General features: G+C 55.4%; 19 protein-coding genes. 12 read left to right on the top strand and 7 right to left on the bottom strand.

What is annotated here, in order from left to right; genetic code table 11:
• Positions 1-109: 109 nt before the first annotated feature.
• A complete protein-coding gene (locus tag OCT58_RS02400; protein ID WP_267201244.1) occupies positions 110-1,021 on the bottom strand; it encodes a proline-specific peptidase family protein in 912 nt (303 codons plus the stop codon).
• A gap of 46 nt (positions 1,022-1,067) precedes the next feature.
• Positions 1,068-3,494, bottom strand: coding sequence for a Xaa-Pro dipeptidyl-peptidase (locus OCT58_RS02395; RefSeq protein WP_267201242.1), 2,427 nt, complete (start codon positions 3,492-3,494; stop codon positions 1,068-1,070).
• A 141-nt stretch (positions 3,495-3,635) separates the two neighbouring features.
• Between OCT58_RS02395 and OCT58_RS02390 the strand changes: the two genes are divergently transcribed.
• From OCT58_RS02390 to OCT58_RS02375, 4 genes are read left to right on the top strand one after another with little or no spacing between them, the layout of a single operon-like run.
• Complete coding sequence (locus OCT58_RS02390; RefSeq protein WP_267201241.1) at positions 3,636-4,727, top strand: ABC transporter ATP-binding protein; 1,092 nt, start codon at positions 3,636-3,638, stop codon at positions 4,725-4,727.
• Complete coding sequence (locus tag OCT58_RS02385) at positions 4,727-5,539, top strand: ABC transporter permease (RefSeq protein WP_267201240.1); 813 nt, start codon at positions 4,727-4,729, stop codon at positions 5,537-5,539. Before OCT58_RS02390 ends, OCT58_RS02385 begins: the two co-directional genes overlap by 1 nt.
• Positions 5,536-6,354, top strand: coding sequence for an ABC transporter permease (locus OCT58_RS02380; RefSeq protein WP_267201239.1), 819 nt, complete (start codon positions 5,536-5,538; stop codon positions 6,352-6,354). Before OCT58_RS02385 ends, OCT58_RS02380 begins: the two co-directional genes overlap by 4 nt.
• A complete protein-coding gene (locus OCT58_RS02375; protein WP_267201238.1) occupies positions 6,351-7,424 on the top strand; it encodes an ABC transporter substrate-binding protein in 1,074 nt (357 codons plus the stop codon). Before OCT58_RS02380 ends, OCT58_RS02375 begins: the two co-directional genes overlap by 4 nt.
• A 315-nt stretch (positions 7,425-7,739) precedes the next feature.
• On the opposite strand, the gene OCT58_RS02370 is transcribed toward OCT58_RS02375, so the two are convergent.
• Positions 7,740-9,134 (bottom strand): amino acid permease, encoded by a 1,395-nt coding sequence (locus OCT58_RS02370; RefSeq protein WP_267201237.1) that lies wholly within the window; start codon positions 9,132-9,134, stop codon positions 7,740-7,742.
• 131 nt (positions 9,135-9,265) lie between these two features.
• On the opposite strand from OCT58_RS02370, the gene OCT58_RS02365 reads away from it, so the two are divergent.
• The 5 genes from OCT58_RS02365 to OCT58_RS02345 all read left to right on the top strand — a co-directional run bounded on the left by OCT58_RS02365 (position 9,266) and on the right by OCT58_RS02345 (position 12,137).
• A complete protein-coding gene (locus tag OCT58_RS02365; protein ID WP_267201235.1) occupies positions 9,266-9,679 on the top strand; it encodes a bis(5'-nucleosyl)-tetraphosphatase in 414 nt (137 codons plus the stop codon).
• 1 nt (position 9,680) lies between these two features.
• Positions 9,681-10,262, top strand: a complete 582-nt coding sequence (locus OCT58_RS02360) for a guanylate kinase (RefSeq protein ID WP_267201234.1) — start codon at positions 9,681-9,683, stop codon at positions 10,260-10,262.
• An 80-nt stretch (positions 10,263-10,342) separates the two neighbouring features.
• A complete protein-coding gene (locus OCT58_RS02355; protein ID WP_305069064.1) occupies positions 10,343-10,738 on the top strand; it encodes a Fur family transcriptional regulator in 396 nt (131 codons plus the stop codon).
• A gap of 71 nt (positions 10,739-10,809) precedes the next feature.
• Entirely contained in the window at positions 10,810-11,277 is a 468-nt protein-coding gene (locus OCT58_RS02350) for a hypothetical protein (RefSeq protein ID WP_267201232.1), read from the top strand.
• 17 nt (positions 11,278-11,294) lie between these two features.
• Positions 11,295-12,137 (top strand): DUF6681 family protein, encoded by an 843-nt coding sequence (locus tag OCT58_RS02345; RefSeq protein ID WP_267201231.1) that lies wholly within the window; start codon positions 11,295-11,297, stop codon positions 12,135-12,137.
• 228 nt (positions 12,138-12,365) lie between these two features.
• Here OCT58_RS02345 and OCT58_RS02340 read toward each other — a convergent pair whose 3' ends face one another.
• Positions 12,366-12,599 (bottom strand): PspC domain-containing protein, encoded by a 234-nt coding sequence (locus OCT58_RS02340; protein WP_267201230.1) that lies wholly within the window; start codon positions 12,597-12,599, stop codon positions 12,366-12,368.
• A 57-nt stretch (positions 12,600-12,656) separates the two neighbouring features.
• Positions 12,657-13,703 (bottom strand): aldose epimerase family protein, encoded by a 1,047-nt coding sequence (locus OCT58_RS02335; protein WP_267201229.1) that lies wholly within the window; start codon positions 13,701-13,703, stop codon positions 12,657-12,659.
• Positions 13,704-13,985: 282 nt separating this feature from the next.
• Between OCT58_RS02335 and OCT58_RS02330 the strand changes: the two genes are divergently transcribed.
• The 3 genes from OCT58_RS02330 (at position 13,986) to OCT58_RS02320 (ending at position 18,510) form a co-directional block, all read left to right on the top strand.
• Positions 13,986-14,552 (top strand): TetR/AcrR family transcriptional regulator, encoded by a 567-nt coding sequence (locus OCT58_RS02330; RefSeq protein ID WP_267201228.1) that lies wholly within the window; start codon positions 13,986-13,988, stop codon positions 14,550-14,552.
• Positions 14,553-14,576: 24 nt separating this feature from the next.
• Positions 14,577-17,375 carry a YhgE/Pip domain-containing protein gene (locus OCT58_RS02325; RefSeq protein WP_267201227.1) on the top strand — a complete coding sequence of 933 codons (2,799 nt, stop codon included), beginning with the start codon at positions 14,577-14,579 and terminating at the stop codon, positions 17,373-17,375.
• A gap of 142 nt (positions 17,376-17,517) precedes the next feature.
• Positions 17,518-18,510 carry a D-2-hydroxyacid dehydrogenase gene (locus OCT58_RS02320; protein WP_267201226.1) on the top strand — a complete coding sequence of 331 codons (993 nt, stop codon included), beginning with the start codon at positions 17,518-17,520 and terminating at the stop codon, positions 18,508-18,510.
• Positions 18,511-18,572: 62 nt separating this feature from the next.
• On the opposite strand, the gene OCT58_RS02315 is transcribed toward OCT58_RS02320, so the two are convergent.
• Both OCT58_RS02315 and hflX read right to left on the bottom strand, forming a co-directional pair.
• Positions 18,573-19,124, bottom strand: a complete 552-nt coding sequence (locus OCT58_RS02315; RefSeq protein ID WP_267201225.1) for a PAS domain-containing protein — start codon at positions 19,122-19,124, stop codon at positions 18,573-18,575.
• 64 nt (positions 19,125-19,188) lie between these two features.
• Positions 19,189-20,472 carry a GTPase HflX gene (hflX, locus tag OCT58_RS02310; protein WP_267201224.1) on the bottom strand — a complete coding sequence of 428 codons (1,284 nt, stop codon included), beginning with the start codon at positions 20,470-20,472 and terminating at the stop codon, positions 19,189-19,191.
• Position 20,473: the final 1 nt, after the last annotated feature.

Below are 20,473 nucleotides of genomic sequence, written 5' to 3'. Positions count from 1 at the left end.
GGCAAAAGGGCGGTTGTTAAGCAATCCTTAACCGCCTTAAGGAAAAATTCGGAAATAGAAAAAGCCGCCAACCAAAACGCCCGTGTGGCGCCGGTTGGCGGCTATAATCTTACTTGTTAAATGTGCCTGCTTCGACGGAACGAATGAAGTCGGCGAGGTGCTTGTAGTAAACGTCCGGGTTGTCGACCATGTGGTGGTGGCCACCGCCAGGGGTCGTGACGAACTTGGCGTTTGGAATCAGCTCGGCCATCTTCTTCCCGGTTGGCACCGGCATCGATTCGTGGTCCCCATAGGTAATCAGGGTTGGTACCTTGATGTTCTTCAGCTGATCGCGGAAGTGCCAGTCCTTGAGCTTCCCGGTGATGACGAACTCGTTGTCACCCTGGAAGACGTGGTAGATCGCGTCCCCACCGAGGTCCTTTAAGTGGTAGAGACGGGATGGCTGGCGCCGGTCGATGTAGTTTTCGTTCATCACCTGAACGTACTGCTGGTACTTCGGGTTGCTGTAGTCGTTTGCAGCCTCGCACTTCTTCATGAAGGCGACCGCTTCCGGCGACAGGGTCTTTTCCCGCAGCTCGTTGATGTGCTTAACGTAGTCGTCGATCTCGTCGACCATCGAGGAGATGATGGCGCCCTTGAGGTGCTGGCCGTACTTAACGGCGTATTCCTGGACGAGCAGGCCGCCCCAGCTCTGGCCGATCAGGTAGATGTTGTCGAGACCGAGCTTTTGGCGAACTTCATCAACCTCGTCCAAGAAGTAGTCATAGGTCAGATACTTCTTGGCGATTTCCGGATCGCTGTAGTCAGGCTGGTCGGAATAGAGGGAACCCAGCTGGTCGTACATGGTGACCTGGACGTTCAGGCCCTGCTTAGCCAGCTGTTCGGCGGCGTCTTCCCAGTATTCGTGGTTGCCACCAGGGCCGCCGTGAAGTGCGAGCAGGTGGATGTCACCCTCGCCCTGGGTGTTGGTCCAGAGGTGGTAGCCGTTATCTAATGTAATAATCTTTGTTCCTTGCTTCAATCTCATAATCCCCTTAATATTTATTAACCAAATATTAAGAATAATTCTAGCGCAAAGCACGGCCCGAATTCAAGTAACTGACCCCGGGAATCGTTAAAAGAGCGTTTTCAAGGCTGATTCGGTAATCGACGTTTTCGTTGCCGCGGAGGGTAAAGGCGTAGTCGCTTGCATAAATAATCAGACCCAGCTGGTGGCCAGCTGCGAGGTGGTGGAAGAGTGGCTGAAGGTCGAAGGTGACGTCAACCAGCTGCCCCGGGGCGAGCTCGTCGACGGTGGCGGAGTCGCGGCGGTTCTGAAGGTTGCGGTGGCCGCTGGCAATCACCTTGTAGGGGCTGGCCTGCTTTTGTAGCTTGAACTCCCGCAGGTCATCGGCCTTCCAGTGGTAGCCCAGCGGCAGGCCGCCGCGGTTGATGATGACCGGGGAAGTCGTCAGGCGCTTGTCATCCCCGAAGTCGACCAGTTCGGCGCTGACTAATCCGTGGTCGACGGATGCGGCCACCGTCAGTTGAAGACGTGGTGTCCCCCGTAGCAGGAGATCCTGCTGGGCTGGGGCCATCTTGAACTGACAGCTGAATTGTCCCCGATCGGCGATTAGGGCCGCCTGCCACTTGGCGGGGTGCTGGCACCAATCTTGGTAAATATCTTTTTCCTGGTGATCGTTGAAGGTCAGCTGCTCGGCCACGTGGACGTTCTCCGCCGTCAGGTCGCCGTCGGTCAGGTGGAGTTCTAAACGTTCGCCGGCCGTCCAGTGGTCGTAGGCGTTCCAGGCCTCCGGCAGGCAATTATCCTGGACCAGGACGTGCGGCAGGACGCTGTCGGCCTGGTTGTCAAGATCCCAGAGCTTGTTGGTGAGCCAGAGGTTGACCATTTCGGAGAAGTCCAATGACTTAAAGGCGTTGATGTAGATGTGCTGCCCCTGGTGGAGGATCAGCTTGCTTTCGACGGGCAGGTCCTGCAGGGTGTCGTAAAGTGCCTTGACGTTGCTTGGCTTGACGTTGGTATCGTTGAGACCGTGGACCATCATGACCGCCGCCTTGATCCCGGCAAAGTTCTTCCGGTAGTTGCGCCGGTCCCAGAAGGCGTTGTAGTTGCCGGTCGTCCGGTCCATCGCCTGGGCCAGGCGGTCGATGTATTTGTCATAGGTGGGCTTGATCCGGCGGAAGTCAGCGGGGCGCTTGGTGCGGCTGAAGGTCTCGTCAGCCAGAGTGTCGGCGTCCTCACCCTGGAAGCCCCCGGCCGCCCGGACCAGGCCGCCCTCCCGGTAGTAATCGTACCAGCTGGAGATGGCGGCTTCGCTGATGATTGCCTTGAGCCCGGCCACACCCGTTGTGGCGACCGCCGTTGAGAGGGTACCAAGGTAGGAACGACCGGTCATGGCGACGTTGCCGTTGCACCACCAGGCCGCAATCGTGATCCCGTGGGTCCGGTCGGTGAAGGCCCGCCGATCACCATGGAGCCATTCCACGACGGCCTTCATCGAATCAGTTTGTTCGGGGGAGCCACAGGTCTGCAGGCCGTCCGAGTCCTTGGTGCCGATGCCGGCCGCGTAGACGATTGCGTAGCCCCGGGTTGCCAGGTAGTTGTTGAGGGTGTAGCCTGGCGTCTCGCTGAAGGTCTGGGTGGCCTTTTTGGTAGAACCATTGACGGCCTGGCGCTTGAACTCGGTCGGGAAGGCCATTTCATGGGGTGCCTCCTGGCCGGCTTCCTTGTGGGTGAGGGGATGGTTGACGTTGTGGGTGGCCTTGTCGCCCCACTCATCATTGGTTCCCTGGTTGTACGGGCTGGCGGTGAAGACGGCCGGGACCCGCAGCCCGTCCTCGGTATCCTGTGGCCGGATGATCTCGGCCTTGACCAGGTCGGCCTGGCCGTCGAAGTCGGTATCCATGTCGGTCTCAACGTAGACGACCTCGCGGATGAACTTTGCCGGATCAAAGGAGGCCAGGGGCTTGCCGTTGAAGAAAAGCGGCTTCTGCTTGGCCGGCAGCTGGTAGGTCCAGGCCAAAAAGCCCTGGGCGGTCAGCTGGTCGAGCAGGATTTGGCCGCCCTTGCCCCGGGTGTTTAAGAGCAGGTAGTAGGCATTGGCCACGTCGGTGCTCGTCCACGCTTCGTGATCCTCCATCGGCAGGGTCAGCTTACGCCAGGTCGCCAGTGGGTCCTCGAGGTTAAAGTCGACGTCCGGTTCGAACTCCAGCAGCTGGAGGGCCAGCCGGTAGAAGATCGTCGTGGTCAGGGCCTGGTCGCTTGCCAGCCATTCGTCGACGGCCAGGTCCGGGGTGGCCAGCAGGTCGTGGAGCCATTCCGCCCCGGTCAGCGGGGAGGCACAGTGGGCCTGGGTACGAGTCAGCAGCGTTTTTAACAGCTCCTTGGCAGACATTCGGTCAACGTCGCCGCTCTGCAGCAGCTGGATGCGCTGCAGCTCTTGTTGGCGCTGGGGCGTACTGGTTGGGCGGATACTGAATTGATTGATTTTCATAAAAAACACCTCGCAATTCTTTCTTACCCTCATTATCCCACTTCTTGCCCGCGTTGCCGACATTTTAAGGGCGACGGCGGGGCGCATTGAGGGTATAATTGAAGTGTTTGTATATTTTAAAGTGAAAAGATGGTGAGATAGTTGGCACAAAACATCATGGAGTTCCACCACGTCGAGCGGCGGTTCGGCGACAACGTGGTGCTCAAGGACATCGACTTCGCAATTGAGGCGGGGAAGTTCTATACCCTGCTGGGTCCCTCAGGTTCGGGGAAAACGACCATCCTGCGCCTGATTGCGGGCTTCAATTCGCCGACGAGCGGTGAAATTGACTTTGACGGAAAGAGAATCAACGACGTTCCGGCTAATCGGCGGCAGGTCAACACGGTCTTCCAGGACTACGCGCTCTTCCCGCACATGAACGTGGCCGAAAACGTTGCCTTTGGTCTCCAGATCAAGGGCGTCGGCAAGCAGGAGACGGCCAAGCGGGTAAAAGAGGCCCTGCACCTGGTCCAGCTCGACGGCTACGGCGAACGGGAGATCACGGAGATGTCCGGTGGGCAGCGGCAGCGGGTCGCCATTGCCCGGGCGCTCGTTAACCGGCCCAAATTGCTCCTGCTCGACGAGGCCCTGTCAGCTTTGGACCACAAACTGCGGGTCGAGATGCAGACCGAACTGCGCCAATTGCAGCGCCAACTGGGAATCACCTTCATCTTCGTCACCCACGACCAGGAGGAGGCCCTGGCGATGAGCGACCAGATTATGATCATCAACGACGGGACGATCCAGCAGAGCGGGACGCCGGTGGATATCTACGACGAGCCGCTCAACCACTTCGTCGCCGACTTCATCGGTGAGAGCAACATCGTGCCCGGAATCATGAAGGCCGACTACCTGGTCACGATTGACGGCCAGGACTTCGAATGTGTCGATGCCGGAATGCGGCCCAACGAACGGGTCGAGGTCGTGATCCGGCCCGAGGACCTTGACATCACGACCGTCGAGAAGGGGCAGTTGGCGGTGACCGTCGACACCCAACTCTTCCGTGGGGTCGACTATCAGATCACGGCTCATGACCAACGCAACCACGAGTGGAAGATCAATTCGATCCACAAGACGACGGTTGGGGCAACGGTCGGCCTGGCCTTTGATCCCGAGGACATCCACGTAATGCGCTACAACGAAAGCGAGGAGGACTTCGACGCCCGCCTGGACAGCTACGAGGAGGATGAATAATGCGTCAAAAAGCCTTTTTCGCCGTTCCCTATGCCCTGTGGATCATCCTCTTCGTCGTGGCGCCCCTGGTGCTGATCTTCTACCAGTCCTTCTTCAACATTGACGGCCAGTTCACCCTGGGCAACTACGCGAACTACCTGACCTCGAGCGTCTATCTGAAGATGACTGTCGATTCAGTCTGGTACGCCTTTTTGATCACCCTGGTCACCCTGGTGATCTCCTACCCGACGGCCTACGTCTTAAACCGCCTGCCCAACAAGCAGTTCTGGCTTCTGCTGGTGATCCTGCCGACCTGGATCAACTTGCTGCTGAAGACCTACGCCTTCATTGGCCTTTTCAGTCAGGCGGGGACGATCAACCAGTTCCTGCGCTTCGTTGGCTTGGGTAGCCACCAGCTGCTCTTCACCGACGCCAGCTTCATGTTCGTGGCCGCCTATATTGAAATCCCCTTCATGGTCCTGCCGATCTTCAATTCGCTGGCCGAGATCAACCCGTCGCTGATCAACGCCAGCAAAGACCTGGGGGCCAACGACTGGCAGACCTTCACCAAGGTCATCTGGCCGCTGTCCCTGCCGGGGGTCAAGGCTGGCATCCAGGCGGTCTTTATCCCTTCGCTCTCTCTCTTTATGATTACCCGCCTGATCGGGGGCAACCGGGTGATTACCCTGGGGACGGCGATCGAGGAGCACTTCCTGACCACCCAGAACTGGGGGATGGGTTCAACCATCGGGGTCATCCTGATTTTGGCGATGTTTATCGTCATGGCCGTTACCGGTGATCGTCGGAAGAAGAAGGGGGGCGTCCGCCGATGAGCAAGAAGCATTTTTCCTGGGGTAAGGTCTACCTGGCCCTGGTCTTCATCATCCTCTATGCGCCGATCGTCTACCTGGTGGTCTTCTCCTTTAGCGCCGGCAAGACGATGGAAAAGTACCACGGCTTTTCCTTCCAACACTACGCCGACCTCTTTGCCGACAGCCGGATGATCACGATCGTCATCAACACCATGATCGTGGCCCTGTTAGCCTCTCTGATTGCGACGATCGTGGGGACAATGGGGGCCCTGCTCATCAAGGGTTCCCACCGGAAGTGGCGCAATGCTCTCTTGTCGCTCAACAACGTGCTGATGGTTTCGCCCGACGTCATCATCGGGGCCAGTTTTTTGATTTTCTTCACCATGCTGGGTGTCCGGCTGGGCTTTGCCTCGGTTTTGTTGAGCCACATCGCCTTCTGCATTCCGATCGTCGTCCTGATGGTCCTGCCGAAATTAAACGAACTGTCGCCGACCCTGGTCGATGCCGCTTATGACCTGGGGGCCTCGCGCTGGCAGTCCCTCTCGCGGGTCGTTCTGCCGGCAATCGCGCCGGGGATCTTCGCCGGCTACTTCATGGCCCTGACCTATTCTTTAGACGACTTTGCGGTGACCTTCTTCGTGACCGGGAACGGCTTCTCGACCCTGTCCGTGGAAATCTACTCCCGGGCACGCCAGGGAATCAACCTGGAGATCAACGCCCTGTCGACCCTGATGTTTATCGTGTCGCTGCTGTTGGTGATCGGCTACTACTTCATTAGCAAGCATGCCGGCCGGCGCAACCGGATCGTGACGGTAAAGGAGGGGGATGCACAATGAAAAAGCTGCTGTCTGCCTTCATCGGCATCCTGATCCTCTGCCTCCTCCTGGCCGGGGGCGACTACGCCCTCAATCGGCACAACAACGGAAGCAGCCGTAAGACGGTCACTATCTACAACTGGGGTGACTATATTGACCCGGCCCTGATCACCAAGTTCGAGCACCAGACCGGCTACCACGTCGACTACGAGACCTTCGACAGCAACGAGTCGATGCTGACTAAGATCCGCCAGGGCGGGACCAACTACGACCTGGTGATCCCGAGCGAATACACCGTCCAGCGGATGCGGCGCGAGCACTTGATCGCCCCGCTGGATCACCGCAAGCTGCCGAACATGCGCTACCTGGACAAGCAGTTCTTGAACCGGTCCTTTGACCCCGGCAACCACTATTCGGTTCCCTACTTCTGGGGAACGCTGGGGATCATCTACAACGACCAGAAGATTAAGGGGGCCGACGTCCAGCACTGGCGCCAGCTCTGGAACCCGCGTTTGAAGAACAACCTGATGCTGATCGACAGCGCCCGCGACGTCTTCGCAATCGCCTTGATCACTCAGGGCAAGTCGGTCAACACTACCAACTATGGCCAGCTCAAGTCCGCCCAGGGCAAGCTCAAACAGCTGACGCCTAACGTCAAGGCAATCATTGCCGACGAGATGAAGATGTACATGGAACGGGGCGAGGCCGCCGTTGGGGTAACTTACTCGGGGGATGCTCGCGAGATGATGAGCGTCAACCACCACCTCCACTACGTCGTGCCGAGCGAAGGAAGCAACATCTGGTTTGACAACATGGTAATTCCAAAATCCGCCCGCAACAAGGCCGCCGCTTACAAGTTCATCAACTTCATGTTGGAGCCAAAAAACGCCGCCCAAAACGCCCGTTACGTCGGTTACGCGACGCCGAATTGGAAGGCTAAGCAATTATTGCCGAAGAAGGTCACGAGCAACCGGGCCTTCTATCCGCCAAAGCAGACGATGAAGCACCTCCAAACCTACCGCGACTTGCCGCTGCACGTCTTGGGCGAGTACAACGATCTGTTCTTGGAATTTAAGATGTTTGCAAAATAGTGAGTGCAAAATAAGCTTTAAAGAGCCCTGTATGGCTATCGGCGAGCGGAGGTTGACGCTGCAAGCGTCGGCCTTCGTTCGTGGATAGACACTAAGGGCTCGCTTATTTTGCACGTTATTAGTGAATGCAATTAACGACCAGCGGGCCGTATGGCTAACCGCGGACGGGAGTTAGCGCTGAAGGCGCCGGCTTTCGTCCTTAGTCAAATAGACTTGCTTCGCTGCGCTAGATGCTAGGGGCTCGCTTGTTTCCACGTTATCTTTACAATAGTCAAAAACAGCCTAGGAATTAATGTTTCCTAGGCTGCTTGTCGTTTAATCACTTGCTTTATTCAATTTACTGTGGTGGTAGCCATAGGTGAAGTAGATGATGATCCCGATGGCAAACCAGATGCTGGCGCCGATGTAGGTGGTCTTGGAAAGCTGGGTCATCATCCCCAGGCAGGCCAGGCCGGAAATGATCGGCAGGACCGGGTAGAGCGGCACCTTGAAGCCGCCACGGTTGCCGATGTCCTTCCGGTGCCGCAGCGGGATGATCCCAAAGGACACCAGGGTGAAGGCCAGCAGGGTCCCGATGTTAACCAGGCTGGTCAACTCATCCAGCGGTACCAGGCCACCCATGACGGCGATGATAATCGAAACCGTCCAGAGGGCGATCTGCGGTGAGTGATTTTTCTCGTCGAACTGGGCGAGCTTGGCCGGCAGGAGACCGTCACGTCCGATCGCGTAAACCAGCCGGGAGCTGGAGTAGATCATGGAGATCATCATGGTGAACATCCCGATCAGGGCCCCGATCGAGAGCAGGTCGGCGATCCAGCCCTGGTGGACCAGCTGCAGGGCGTAGGCAACCGGGTTGGCGACGTCCAGCTTGGTGTACTTGACCATTCCGGTCAGCACGGCGGCCACGCCCATGTAGAGGACGGTGGCGACGACCAGGGTCCCAATGATCCCGATCGGCATGTTCTTCTTCGGATTCTTAACCTCGGCCGCCGAACTTGAGACGACGTCGAAGCCCAGGTAGGCGAAGAAACCAAGCGTGGCCCCGTGGATCACGCCCTTGAAATGATAAGGCATGAAGGGGTGGTAGTTGCTGGGCTTGATGTAGAAGAGTCCGACCCCGATGAAGACCAGGATGATCAGCAGCTTCAGAACCACGGCGATGTCGTTAATCCGCATCGAGGACTGCATCCCGTGCGACAGCATCAGCGCGATCAGGAGAACAATGATGATCGCTACCAGGTTGACGTAGGTGCCGTGCGCCGGGTCGAAGGGACCACTCAGCGCCTTCGGGAGATGCAGACCAAAGGATTCAATCAGTGAATTGAAGTAGGCTGCCCACCCGGTCGAGACGGTCGCCACGGCAAGCATGTATTCGAGGACCAGGGCCCAGCCGAGGATCCAACCAAAGAATTCACCAAAGACAATGTTACCGTAGGAGTAAGCACTCCCGGCAACGGGCAGGGCAGATGAGAACTCCGCGTAGCACATGGCTGCCAGGGCACAGACGACGGCGGAGATGAAGAAGGACAGGGTCACCCCTGGTCCAGCCGACTCGGCCGCGATGGTCCCGGGAAGGATGAAGATCCCGGTCCCGATGACGGCCCCAATCCCAATGGCCATCAAGTCTTTGGCAGTCATTGACTTAACAAATTGCTGATCCGCCCCCAAGTAACGATCAAGGCTTTCTTTGCGGAGAATGTGTAAGCCCATCAATAAACCACCTTTCTTTGTTATAATAACGGTAGTGCCAAAGAGCACCGCTTTTATTTATTAATGATAAACGGCGCTTATATTAAAAGTCAATGAGAAAATTAATAAAAATTTAAAGGAGCTGGATAAAAATGGCAATTGAAGTAACGAGTGGCGCCGTCGTTTACCGGCGGACGGACAAGGGAATCGAATACCTGTTATTAGAGAGTCAAAACAAGGGACACTTCTGGGGCTTCCCCAAGGGTCACGTCGAGGGTGACGAGACCCTGAAGCAGACGGCTGAACGGGAGATCAGGGAGGAAACCCAGCTGGTCCTGCCGATCGACACCAGCTTCCACGTCTACACCGAATACGACCTGCCCAACGGCAACCGCAAGCAGATGACCCTCTACACCGCCGAACTGACGCAAAAGGAGGACATCAAGCTCCAGGCCGAAGAAATCAAGAACAGCGGCTGGTTTGACTACGCCACCGCCCGCCAGCGATTGACCTACGACAACTTAAAGGAACTGTTGGACCAGGTCAACGCTCACCTGACGAAGTAAGATGGCAGAAAAGAGACACGTTTTTATCATCTGCGGGGCGGCCGGCTCCGGCAAGACGACCGTGGCGACCTACCTTCAGGAGCACTATGGAATGCACCGGGTCATCACCCACACGACCCGGCAGCCGCGGCCCGGGGAGGTCGATGGGGTCGACTATCATTTTGAAACTGATGAATCGATGAATCGTCGCCATCTCCTTGAACGGGTAACCTACGATGGCGCCCAGTACGGTTCCTCCTATGAGGGCCTAAATGAGGGCTGGCAACTGGGGCGCGACGACGTGATTGTCCTCGACACCGCGGGAGCCTTGACTTACCATCAGGAGCTGGGCGACCGGGCGGTGATTATTTTCTTGACGGTTTCCAAGATGACCGCTCTGGCCAAGCGAATGACGCAGCGTGGTGATCGGCCAGCCGCCATCGTTTCCCGCTTAAAGAGTCGGGAGTACCGGCGCGACCTGGCTTTGCCGCAGGGCTTGCGCGGCATTGCCCACGTGATCGTGAATGATCGCTGGGAGGACACCAGTCGCCGTTTGGACCAATTGGTGGATCAAATAGTACCCAAAGCGGATGACTTGTGCTAAAATTGAGGCTTCAAGCGAGGGGGGGATTGAGTGTGCAGGACTTAGTAGGGCGGGCCCAGCGCATCTTAAAAGAGAATCACATGCGCTGGACCAAGCAACGGAAAATGATGATTGAGGCGGTCAGTCGGGATCCCCAGCGCTACGTGGATATTACCCAGGTCGACCAGTATCTACGCCAGGACTATCCGGGGCTGAGTCACAACACTATCTATCGCAACTTCAAAGAATTTGAGGACCTCGGCATTGTCGAATTACGGCAGCATAACGATCAGATGCAGGTTAAGTATCGCTGTGATCCCTACCATCACCATCATTTCATTTGTGACCAATGTGGTCGGGTGCAGGAAATTAAGATGATGCCGATCGACGACGCCTTTTTTGAACGTCAGCTGCCGGGAATCAAGATTACCGGACACCGCTTCGAACTGCACGGCATTTGCGCTCAGTGCCAAGCCAAGCAAGGGCACGAACAATAATCTTCAATCTTCTTTAACATTTGTTTCGCAAAAAAGCGGGTATAATCGACCTGAGAAAAGGAGATATGTATATGGCAGGAAAAATTCCACCGTTGGTGACACCCTTTGCCTTGGTGTCACTGGTGTTAGCGTTGGGTGCAACCAACGTGGTGGTAAACAAGACCACCCATACCAGTGAAGGGGCCAAGGTGACATCGGTGTCATCTAGTCGAACAACCTCGCTGAATGATGACGATCAAAAAGCTTCACACAGCTCTAGTCAGGTTGACGACGATAAGGATGATACCAACAAGCCATCTAGTCGGACGAACGACAATAACGAAGCAACGACTGATAATAATCAGACGCGCAATAATAACGACGATAATACGGATAACGACACGACTGGTACGCAGGCCAAGAGCAGCAGCCAGGCGAATACGAACAGTACAGCTGGTACGACGAATAAGTCAACCGGCAATACCACGACGAGCACGACTGGCAATACCAGCCAGGGGACAACAACGACTGGCGGTAATACCAGTCAAAGCAATCAGTAAGGGGGCGCATGGTTAGAATGTTTAGTTTCCTTGACATGATCAATTCATCACTGAGCTACTTCAACCTGGACGCCAAGCTGAAGAGCCGAATTTACATTATTATTGCGACGCTCGGGGATGGCTACCTGGTTTACGTTACCTTCCGGCTCTTTATGAACCACGTTTGGCTGCGGGGCTTCCTGTACTGTTTGGCGATGGTTGCGATCACCTACTTTCTCTATTTGAACTTCGTCTTTTACTTTCTCGGCCGGACCTCGCGCCTTGACTTTTTGTCACCGCGCTTTGCCAAGATTACCGGCCAGAAGTTCAACACCGGCACTACGAAGACGGCGCCATCCTTTGCCGCCCAGCAGCAACTGGCCGAGCAGCTTGCCAACAACTCTAACGGGGTCTTCTCCAACGCTGAGACGATTCCGGCCGTTGTAGCGATCGATGACCATGAGCAGCGCAATCTGCAGAAGGTCGTCGACGAACTGCTGGAGGCGGGGATCTTCGTCAACGACTACAGCGGCCTGAGCGACCAGCAGATCATTGACCAGTATGCCGAGACCAATCAACCGATCCCGGCACTGAACGCCCGCTCGGTACCACCGTACTTCGAGCTGGTTCACGACGAACTGCGGCACCGCCTGGAGATCTACATCGGGGTCAATCAGATGGAACGGCGCGCTGTCGGTCACATTGTCAAGATCGGTCTGACGGATGCCTCAGCCGCCCACCGGCGTTACCAAATCTACCTGGCTAACCTGGCCGTGACCGGGGGACCGAATAAGATTCCGGGCCGGCGGGGTTCGACGATCATGACGACCGCCGATTACAGCTTAAACGCCCAGGTGGCCTACCGCGACCGGCAAGGTTAATATCATAAGAGATAAGAAAAGCACTTCGGCGAATCATTCGCTGAAGTGCTTTTCAAGGTTTAAAGATAACGTAGGAAACCAGAGGCTAGCTACGCGTCGTAACCGTGGGGCTAGTGTCTAGCGCAGCGGAGCAAGTCTATTTGACTACGGACGAAAGCCGACGCCTTCAGCGCCGACTCCCGTCCTAGTAGCCTCTCGCCCCACTTTAGTGGTTATTTCCCACTCACTTTATTTTTTCTCTTCGAACTCGCCCTCAACCACGTGATCGTCGTGCGAGCCGGCGTCCGGCATGATCAGGGCCGCCACAATGTAGATCAGGCCGACCGGGAAGAAGCCGGTCAGGACCAGTAGAACTAAGGCGACCAGCCGAATCACCGTCGGGTCAACGTGCATGTACTCAGCGAGCCCACCACAGACACCGAGGAAAACCTTGTTCTTGGACTTTGTTAAACGCTTTTTCATAAAGATGACCCCCATTCCAAAATGTTATCTTACTAAGTAAATTATACCACAATCCGCTTAGGCAAAGTATTCGTAGCGCAGTTCGTAGTGCTCTGGGTGCCCCGGCCGCAATGCAATGTCACCGAACTGGGAGTGGTGTGGTGAGTCGGGCAGGGTCTGGCCCTCTAGAGCGATAACAAACCAACTGGCGGATGGCCGGTTGTAGCCGTCAACCTGGACACCGTTGGCGGTGTAAACTACCAGGCCGTTTCGGTCGGAGTACATCTTGATCTTCCGGCCGGTGGCGGCGTCCATCAGGGTTGCGACGGGTTCGTGGGCCAGCCGGTTGCTTGGCAAGACAACGAAGACATCGTCGAAGCCGCCCTCAGGGTTGTGTTCCTCTTGCAGGTGCTGAAGGGCGGTCCCGAGAACCGTTGGGTACTTGAAGTCGTACGGTGTATCCTTGTTCAGCAACTTCTTGCCGGTTGGGATCTTCTCGTCGTCCAGCTGGAGGTGGTAGGTGGAGTTTAAGCTCAGGACGTGGCCTTGGATGGTCTTGGCTTCACCAGACAGGTTCCAGTAGGTGTGACTGGTCGGGTTGAAGAGGGTCTTAGCATCGGTCTGCCCGTCGAAGTCAATCGTGACGCTGTTGTCGTTGAAGAGGGTGTAGGTAACCTTGACGTCTTCCTTGCCCGGCAGGTTGTCAGTGGCGGTGTCGATGCTGGTGGTCAAAATGGCCTGAAGACTGTCACCGTTTTGCTTGGTTTCAACCTGGTAGAACTGCTGGGAAAGGCCGTTGGCACCACCGTGCAACAGGTTATTCCCCTCGTTGGTTGGGACCGAGTAGCTTTCGCCGTCGATGTCGAACTTGCCCTTGGCAATCCGTCCAGCGGCCCGGCCGACGATCCGGCCCGCGTAGAGGCTGGCGTATTCGACGTACGGTTCGAAGCTATCGGCAGCCAGCAGGAGGTTGACCCGGCCACCATGGGTATTTGGAACCATAAAGGCCTGCCAAATCCCGGCAAAGTTGAGAATACTGATGCTGACGTTGTTGTCATTGGTCAGGGTGTACTTGATGACGTCGGTGTCTTGGTAGCTGCCAAATTTTTCGTTTGAAATCTTCATTAATAAACGCCTCCTGCGATAATTGTTTTCATTGTGATTGTAGCATAAATGGACACTCGGCCGGCCTGTTTTGCCTGATTTTAATCCAAATATAGGAAAAGAAGTCGTTTCCTTATGGAAACACCATTAACAAATTCCAAAATGAATCACGAAAAAACTATTGGAACGTTTTGGACCTTACGTCTTATTTATAAACTAACATATTCAAATAGCCCTGTTGTTTGAATTCAGAACGTTATATAGTGTTCTCTGTAAATTAGGGACAGAGGGGAGAAATAGTAGATGCGTGTGACACGAACAGTTCGTGATTTTCAAAACGCACTTCTGGTGTTATTAGAGAATAATTCCTTTGACCATCTGACGGTTGATCAGATCTGTAAGGAGGCTCTTTTGCACCGGAGCAGTTTCTACCGTTACTTTAATGATAAGTATGACCTGCTGGAGCAGACAATGAAGACCCAGATTAATCGGATCGTGGACAGTGGTGATTCCGAAGAAGACATTATGAAGCAATTGATTATTTATATTGATGAGCACCGCAACGTGGTCCGGCACCTGGCCGCCAGCAATTCGCGCAGCTCACTGTATTCGGAGATGCTGCAGATCTTGACGCAAATTTTCTTGGAACGGTCTGAACAGTCCAGCAAGGACACGATTATTCAGGCACTGCAGGAATCCGACAATCCGGAGCTTTTGGCCTACACGTTGAGTGGTTCGATTCTTGGTGCCTTCCAGTGGTGGCAGACGAAGAATTATGATGTGCCGGTTGAGGACATGATTCATTACGCCCGCCAAACCGTTCGGATCTTATCTGACGACGATCGGCCGATCTTAAAGTCAAGTAAGTAAAGCAATTCGAGGTGAAAGAGAATAATGTGGGAAATGATCAAGCAGGAATTTAAGAATATTTACCACAACAAAATCCTGCTGGTATCAACCGTGGTAATCTGTATCATTCCCTTCCTGTACAGTATCTTCTTCCTGAAGTCTGTCTGGGACCCTTATGGGAGTACAGGAGATTTACCAGTTGCTGTGGTAAACAAGGATGTCCCGGTGGAATACCAGGGCAAGACAATGGCGGTCGGCGATCAGACGGTCGACAACCTGAAGCATAACCATTCCCTGAAGTGGGAGTTCGTCTCCGCCAAGAAGGCGCACGAAGGGATGGCGCACCGGAAGTACTACACGGTCGTCACGATCCCGAAGAATTTCTCGAAGAACGCCACGACGGTGATGGACAAGCATCCGAAGTCGATGAAGCTCAAGTACGAGACTAACGACTCCCTGAACATGATCGGGGAAGTTATCTCCGAAACCGGGATGAGTAAACTGAACACCAAGGTCCGGGCCGCGGTTACCAACGCCTACGCTTCGGCGATGTTCAAGGAACTCCACGTCGTCGGCAAGGGAATGAACACGGCGGCCAGCGGTGCCAAGCAGCTGAGCACCGGGATGGTCAGCTTAAGCGACGGGGTTAACCAATACGTCGTCGGGGTCAGCAAGGTCAACGCCGGTGTTCAACAGTTGAAGGTCGGCGTGACCCCATTGGCATCCGGCGCGGCTCAGCTGGCCAGCGGCAGTCAAGCCCTGGCGAGTGGCCTTCTCCAGTACACGGCTGGAGTCAGCCAGCTTGGTAGCGGGGTGAGTCAGTTAATGGCCAACTCCGGCACGCTGAACAGCGGTGCCGGCCAGCTGAGTTCTGGTATCGGCCAGTTCGCCAGCGGAGTCAACTCGCTGAACTCCGGACTGGGGACGCTGGACAGCTATAGTTCAACTGTTCAAAAGAAATTTGGCGATTTATCGAATGGTACGAGCCAGTTATCTAACGGCATGAGTGCTTACAATAGCGGAATATCACAGGTAAATCAGACTCTTAAGGGACAAATTCCAACGCTGCAAAGTCAGATGAGTACGTTATCTGGGGATGTTACTCAAAATGCCACTGCATTGCAAAACGCCCTGGCACCTTTGGCTAACTCGGCTAGTTCGTTGACTGAATTGTCCACACAGCTGGGAGCCGTTTCTGCACAATTAGGAAAACTGCAGCAAGCTGCTAGCCAAACGCAGTCACAATCTTCTACTAGTCAGACAACGACTAATAATAGTGCTGCTTCAAGTATCAATGCCGCAAAGAGTCAGCTTAGTGGCATTGACACCTCAAACATGAGCGATGCAGACAAGGCTAAGTTATCTAATGCAATTAATGACTTAAATGGTGCTGATACAAGCTCTAAGACGACTACCACTAGCTCTAATAATGGTACGAGTGCTAACTTGGCCCAAAGCATTGGTGCGGTTAAGTCAGCAGTTGATAAACTGAAGTCTAGTGTTGATGAGTCTGCAGCAACTTCTGGTAAGAGTACTCAGCAAGTAGCCACTGCGACTACTAATCTGATTAACAGTTTAAAAGCAATGCAGAGTGGTAGTACCCAAGCCTTGTCAAGCATGAGTACACTTTCTAATTACACCGATCAATTGGCATCAAACGCAAGTACACTTGCTAATGGTGCATCTGATCTTAACTCTCAGGTTAGTGCTGCTCAGCCACAAATCAGCCAATACACGGCTGGTGTTCACAGTGCCGCCGCTGGTGCAGGCCAGTTAGCCGCTAATACTGGGACTCTGCAGTCTGGTGCCAACCAGCTGGCTGCCGGGATCAGCCAGTACACGGCCGGTGTCAGCCAGGTCGGCAGCGGGGTTAGCCAACTGAACGCCAACAGTGGTCAGCTGAACTCCGGTGCGGGTCAATTGGCTTCTGCCCTGACCCAGCTGAACGCTCAGGTTCCAACCCTGGTTGCCGGGATTAACCAACTGGCTTCTGGAACCCAGCAACTGCAAGACAACTCACCGGCACTGATTGCCGGGATTGCTAAGCTGAACGCTGGATCAACGAAGCTGTCGAAGGCTCTAGGCAAGGGTGCCAAGACGATCAACGGCATCAAGGTCAGTGGCCGGAATGCGAAGATGTTCGCCGCACCAACGACGCTCCACCACAAGCACTACAGCTACGTGCCAAACTACGGTCACGCATTAGCACCGTACGTTCTGTCCGTTGCCCTCTACGTCGGGATGCTGGTCTTCAACTTCGTTTACCCAATCCGGCGTGAAGCCATGCCTGGCCACTCCGCTACGGCTTGGTGGCTCAGTAAGGTCGTGATCGGCCTGACCGCCGCCACCACGATGGCCGTCGTTGAATGTGGGATCATGATGGCTTGCGGCCTGACGGTTGACCACGCACCGTCGTTCTTCCTGACGACGATCCTCTTCGGCTGGGCCTCGATGGCAATCGTGATGTTCCTGTCGATGACCTTCGACAACCCAGGTCGGTTCGTTGCCATGGTTCTGCTGATGCTGCAGCTCGGTGGTTCCGGTGGGACCTTCCCGATGGAAATCACGATGAAGTTCTACAACGTCATCCACTGGTTCCTGCCGATGACCTACTCGATTCAGGGCTTGCGGCAGTCGATCAGCAGCGGCTTGGGAACGCACTACGCAATGTTCTGCAACTCAGTTTTGCTGGGCATCGCCGTTGTCTTCTTCCTCCTGCTCTGGCTGTCGATGAAGGGGATTCACTCTCACGCAATGAACCTCTTCCCTCGTCTTGATCGTGAGCAAAAGTTCATGGATAAGGCCCAGGCCAAAGGAATTGACTCGGACGACGATAACAAGTAATCTTAAAAAGATCTCCACGTTTTGCGACGTGGGGATTTTTTGTTTGGTAAATGAAACTTAGTATGCGAAATGGTTGCTGACGATGAATAAAATTAATGTTATCCTATTAATGTAAGAGCTTTCAGAAAAGGAATGAATTTAAATGAAAATTATTATGTTCGGTACCAAGACCGCCGAGCGGCCGTACGCCAAGGAATGGGCAGAGATGACCGGCAACGAAGTCAAGCTGGTCAGCGAGAACCTGACTGCCGAGACGCTCGACATGGTCAAGGGCTTCGACGGTGTTTCGATCCAGGAGACCTCACCGTTGGGGGACGCCGACTTTTACCACCAGCTGGCTGAGCTGGGGATCAAGCAGATCTCGACCCGGACCGCCGGCTTCGACATGCTCGATCTTAAGGCCTGCCAGGCCAACGGAATCACGGTCACCAACGTCGCCGTCTACTCCCCGCGGGCCATCGCCGAAATGGACCTGACCCAAGCGATGTACCTGCTACGGCGGGTCGGTGAATACGAGTCCCGGATGAAGCAGGGCGACTTCCGCTGGAACCCTGAGCTGATCAGCAACGAAATCTATAACCTGACCGTCGGGGTGATCGGCATCGGCAACATCGGTGGGGCCACCGCCCAGCTCTACAAGGCCCTCGGCGCCCGGGTCCTGGCTTACGACCCGAACAAGAACGTCGAGTACGCACCGTTCGTCGAATTTACCGACATGAACACGATCATTCGGACCGCGGACATTATCACCCTCCACACGCCACTGCTGCCGAGCACTAAGAATATGCTGGCGGCTCCACAGTTTGCCAGCATGAAGAAGGGCGCCATCGTCATCAACATGGCCCGGGGCGGCTTGATCAACACGGCCGATCTGCTGGATGCCCTCAAGAGCAAGCACTTAGGCGGGGCCGGCCTCGACACTCTGGCTGACGAATTCAGCTTCTTCAACCAGGAAGTGCCGTTTGACCAAACGCCGGCGGACTACCAGGAGCTAGCCAAGATGCCGAATGTCCTGGTAACGCCGCACGTGGCCTTCTTCACCAAGACCTCGATCCGCAACATGGTCCACATCAGCCTGGACGACGTGGTTAAGGTTGTCAACGGTGAGCACTCACGCAATGAGGTTCGGATCTAAAATTTCACCAAATAAGAAAATACCACCCGATAAATCTGTAAATTTATCGGGTGGTATTTTTGCTATTCGTCTTTCTTCGAGGCGCCCGTCGTTGCGTCGGGTTTAGCGGGCTTTTCCTTCGACTGATCTTCGCCGGTGATTGAGGCCGTTGTGACCCCGTCGACGACCTGTCCCTCGACGATCCCGTGGGTGAAGACGTCCTGCTCGCACAGCTGGCAGATGTGCTCGACGTCCTCGGTTACCTGGAGGGCGCCGAGGTAATGGTTGTCTTGGTCGCGGATCGCGTAGTAGCGGATCAGCGTGCGGTGGCCGTCCATGACCTGCGGCGATTCGACCATGTCGCGCTCACCGGTGTGCAGCATCTTCAGGACCTGCTTAACCATCGGCACGACCCGGTCGGGATGGCAGCCCAAAACGGAGTGGGTCAGTCGCTGCTGGAGACGGTCATCGTCACGCCACGGATTCGGTGAGTACCAGACGTACTGGTCGTTGGCGTCAACGTAGTCCAGTTCGTAGGGCATCGTCTTGAAGATGGCGTGGACCTCGGCCAGGCTGACCCGACCGGTTGGAAATTGGATGTAGCTATTGTCGGCAAAGGGGATTGTTTCAGGCATTGAAAAAGCCTCCTAAAATAAAAAATCGATCCGTAAATCATTACAGATCGATTATAGCATTTATTTATTTGACTTCGTACCGGGCGAACCGCTGGTAGTCCTGCGGGGAGGCCTCCACCGTCAGCAGGGTTCCATTGCTCTGGTACTCGGTGTCCAGGATGTTGGAATGCTCGTTTAGGTAGGAGACGACCTGGCCGTCCGCAAACGGGATCAGGAGCTTGGCCTGCACGTAATCCTGGAAGAGGTGCTTGCGGATGACGTCCACCAGCAGATCCAGCGAGGCGTCTTGCTTAGCCGAAATAACCAATTGGTCATCGCCTTCGAGGACCGGATACTCGGTTTCGTTCTCGGTCTTGTCGGCCTTGTTGAAGACGTAGATCATCGGGATGTCGTGGATGCCGATCTGATGGAGCGTCTTCTTGGTGGTTTCCATCATTTCCTCGTAGTGCGGATCGGAGTAGTCGATCACCTGGATCAGCAGGTCGGCGTTGGCGGCCTCGGCCAGGGTCGACTTGAAGGACTCGATCAACTGGGTCGGCAGCTTGCTGACGAAGCCGACGGTATCACTGAGCAGGAACTCCTTCTTGCCCGGCAGCGTCATCCGCCGCACGCTGGTGTCCAGGGTGGCGAAGAGCATGTTCTTTTCAAAGACCGTCTTGTCTTCGACCTTGCCGTACTTGCGGACCAGGCCGTTCATCAAAGTCGACTTGCCGGCGTTGGTGTAGCCGACCAGGGCAGCCGTCGGAATCTCGCTCTTGGCCCGCTGCTTGCGCTTGGTCTCCTCGGACTTGTCGATGGCAGCCAGTTCGTGCCGCAGGTGGGTGATCTGGTGTTGGATTACTCGGCGGTCCATTTCTAGCTTGGTTTCACCGGCACCACGGTTGGTGAAGCCGCTCCCGCCACCGGTCTGCTGATCGAGGCGCTGGCTGGCGCTGGTCTGCAGCCGCGGCAGGCGGTACTGGAGTTCGGCAATTTGGACCTGGAGCTTGGCTTCCTTAGTCTTGGCCCGGGTGGCGAAGATCTCGAGGATCAGTGCTGTCCGGTCGAGAATCCGGTGGCCGGTCTCCTCCTCCAGGTTGCGCAGTTGACTAGGCGTTAGCTCGTCGTTGGTGATGATGGTGTCAGCGTGGTTCGCGGAGGCGACGTCAGCAATTTCTTGCACCTTGCCCTTGCCAAAGTAAGTGGCCGGGTTCGGGCGGTCCACCACCTGGTCGATCCGTTCGACCACGTCCATGTGGTTGGCTTGAGCCAGCTCGGCCAGTTCGGTCATTGAGTAATCAAAGTCTTCCTGGCCGGTATCGAGGCCGGTGATGATTACCCGTTCATCTGATTGTATGTTTGTATCCATA

Source organism: Limosilactobacillus kribbianus, assembly GCF_026413145.1.
In the GTDB taxonomy this organism is placed as follows: domain Bacteria; phylum Bacillota; class Bacilli; order Lactobacillales; family Lactobacillaceae; genus Limosilactobacillus; species Limosilactobacillus kribbianus.
Note: the sequence above shows the minus strand (reverse complement) of the source record. Positions and strands in the feature narration are given on the sequence as shown.

Excerpts from the sequence above, each read along its gene's own strand:
- OCT58_RS02380 (WP_267201239.1), top strand. The coding sequence starts at position 5,536 with ATGAGCAAGAAGCATTTTTCCTGGGGTAAGGTCTACCTGGCCCTGGTC.
- OCT58_RS02345 (WP_267201231.1), top strand. The coding sequence starts at position 11,295 with ATGTTTAGTTTCCTTGACATGATCAATTCATCACTGAGCTACTTCAAC.
- OCT58_RS02355 (WP_305069064.1), top strand. The coding sequence starts at position 10,343 with ATGCGCTGGACCAAGCAACGGAAAATGATGATTGAGGCGGTCAGTCGG.
- OCT58_RS02320 (WP_267201226.1), top strand. The coding sequence starts at position 17,518 with ATGAAAATTATTATGTTCGGTACCAAGACCGCCGAGCGGCCGTACGCC.
- OCT58_RS02315 (WP_267201225.1), bottom strand. The coding sequence starts at position 19,124 with ATGCCTGAAACAATCCCCTTTGCCGACAATAGCTACATCCAATTTCCA.
- OCT58_RS02335 (WP_267201229.1), bottom strand. The coding sequence starts at position 13,703 with ATGAAGATTTCAAACGAAAAATTTGGCAGCTACCAAGACACCGACGTC.
- OCT58_RS02365 (WP_267201235.1), top strand. The coding sequence starts at position 9,266 with ATGGCAATTGAAGTAACGAGTGGCGCCGTCGTTTACCGGCGGACGGAC.
- OCT58_RS02350 (WP_267201232.1), top strand. The coding sequence starts at position 10,810 with ATGGCAGGAAAAATTCCACCGTTGGTGACACCCTTTGCCTTGGTGTCA.
- hflX (WP_267201224.1), bottom strand. The coding sequence starts at position 20,472 with ATGGATACAAACATACAATCAGATGAACGGGTAATCATCACCGGCCTC.
- OCT58_RS02340 (WP_267201230.1), bottom strand. The coding sequence starts at position 12,599 with ATGAAAAAGCGTTTAACAAAGTCCAAGAACAAGGTTTTCCTCGGTGTC.
- OCT58_RS02330 (WP_267201228.1), top strand. The coding sequence starts at position 13,986 with ATGCGTGTGACACGAACAGTTCGTGATTTTCAAAACGCACTTCTGGTG.
- OCT58_RS02325 (WP_267201227.1), top strand. The coding sequence starts at position 14,577 with ATGTGGGAAATGATCAAGCAGGAATTTAAGAATATTTACCACAACAAA.
- OCT58_RS02360 (WP_267201234.1), top strand. The coding sequence starts at position 9,681 with ATGGCAGAAAAGAGACACGTTTTTATCATCTGCGGGGCGGCCGGCTCC.
- OCT58_RS02395 (WP_267201242.1), bottom strand. The coding sequence starts at position 3,494 with ATGAAAATCAATCAATTCAGTATCCGCCCAACCAGTACGCCCCAGCGC.
- OCT58_RS02385 (WP_267201240.1), top strand. The coding sequence starts at position 4,727 with ATGCGTCAAAAAGCCTTTTTCGCCGTTCCCTATGCCCTGTGGATCATC.
- OCT58_RS02370 (WP_267201237.1), bottom strand. The coding sequence starts at position 9,134 with ATGGGCTTACACATTCTCCGCAAAGAAAGCCTTGATCGTTACTTGGGG.
- OCT58_RS02375 (WP_267201238.1), top strand. The coding sequence starts at position 6,351 with ATGAAAAAGCTGCTGTCTGCCTTCATCGGCATCCTGATCCTCTGCCTC.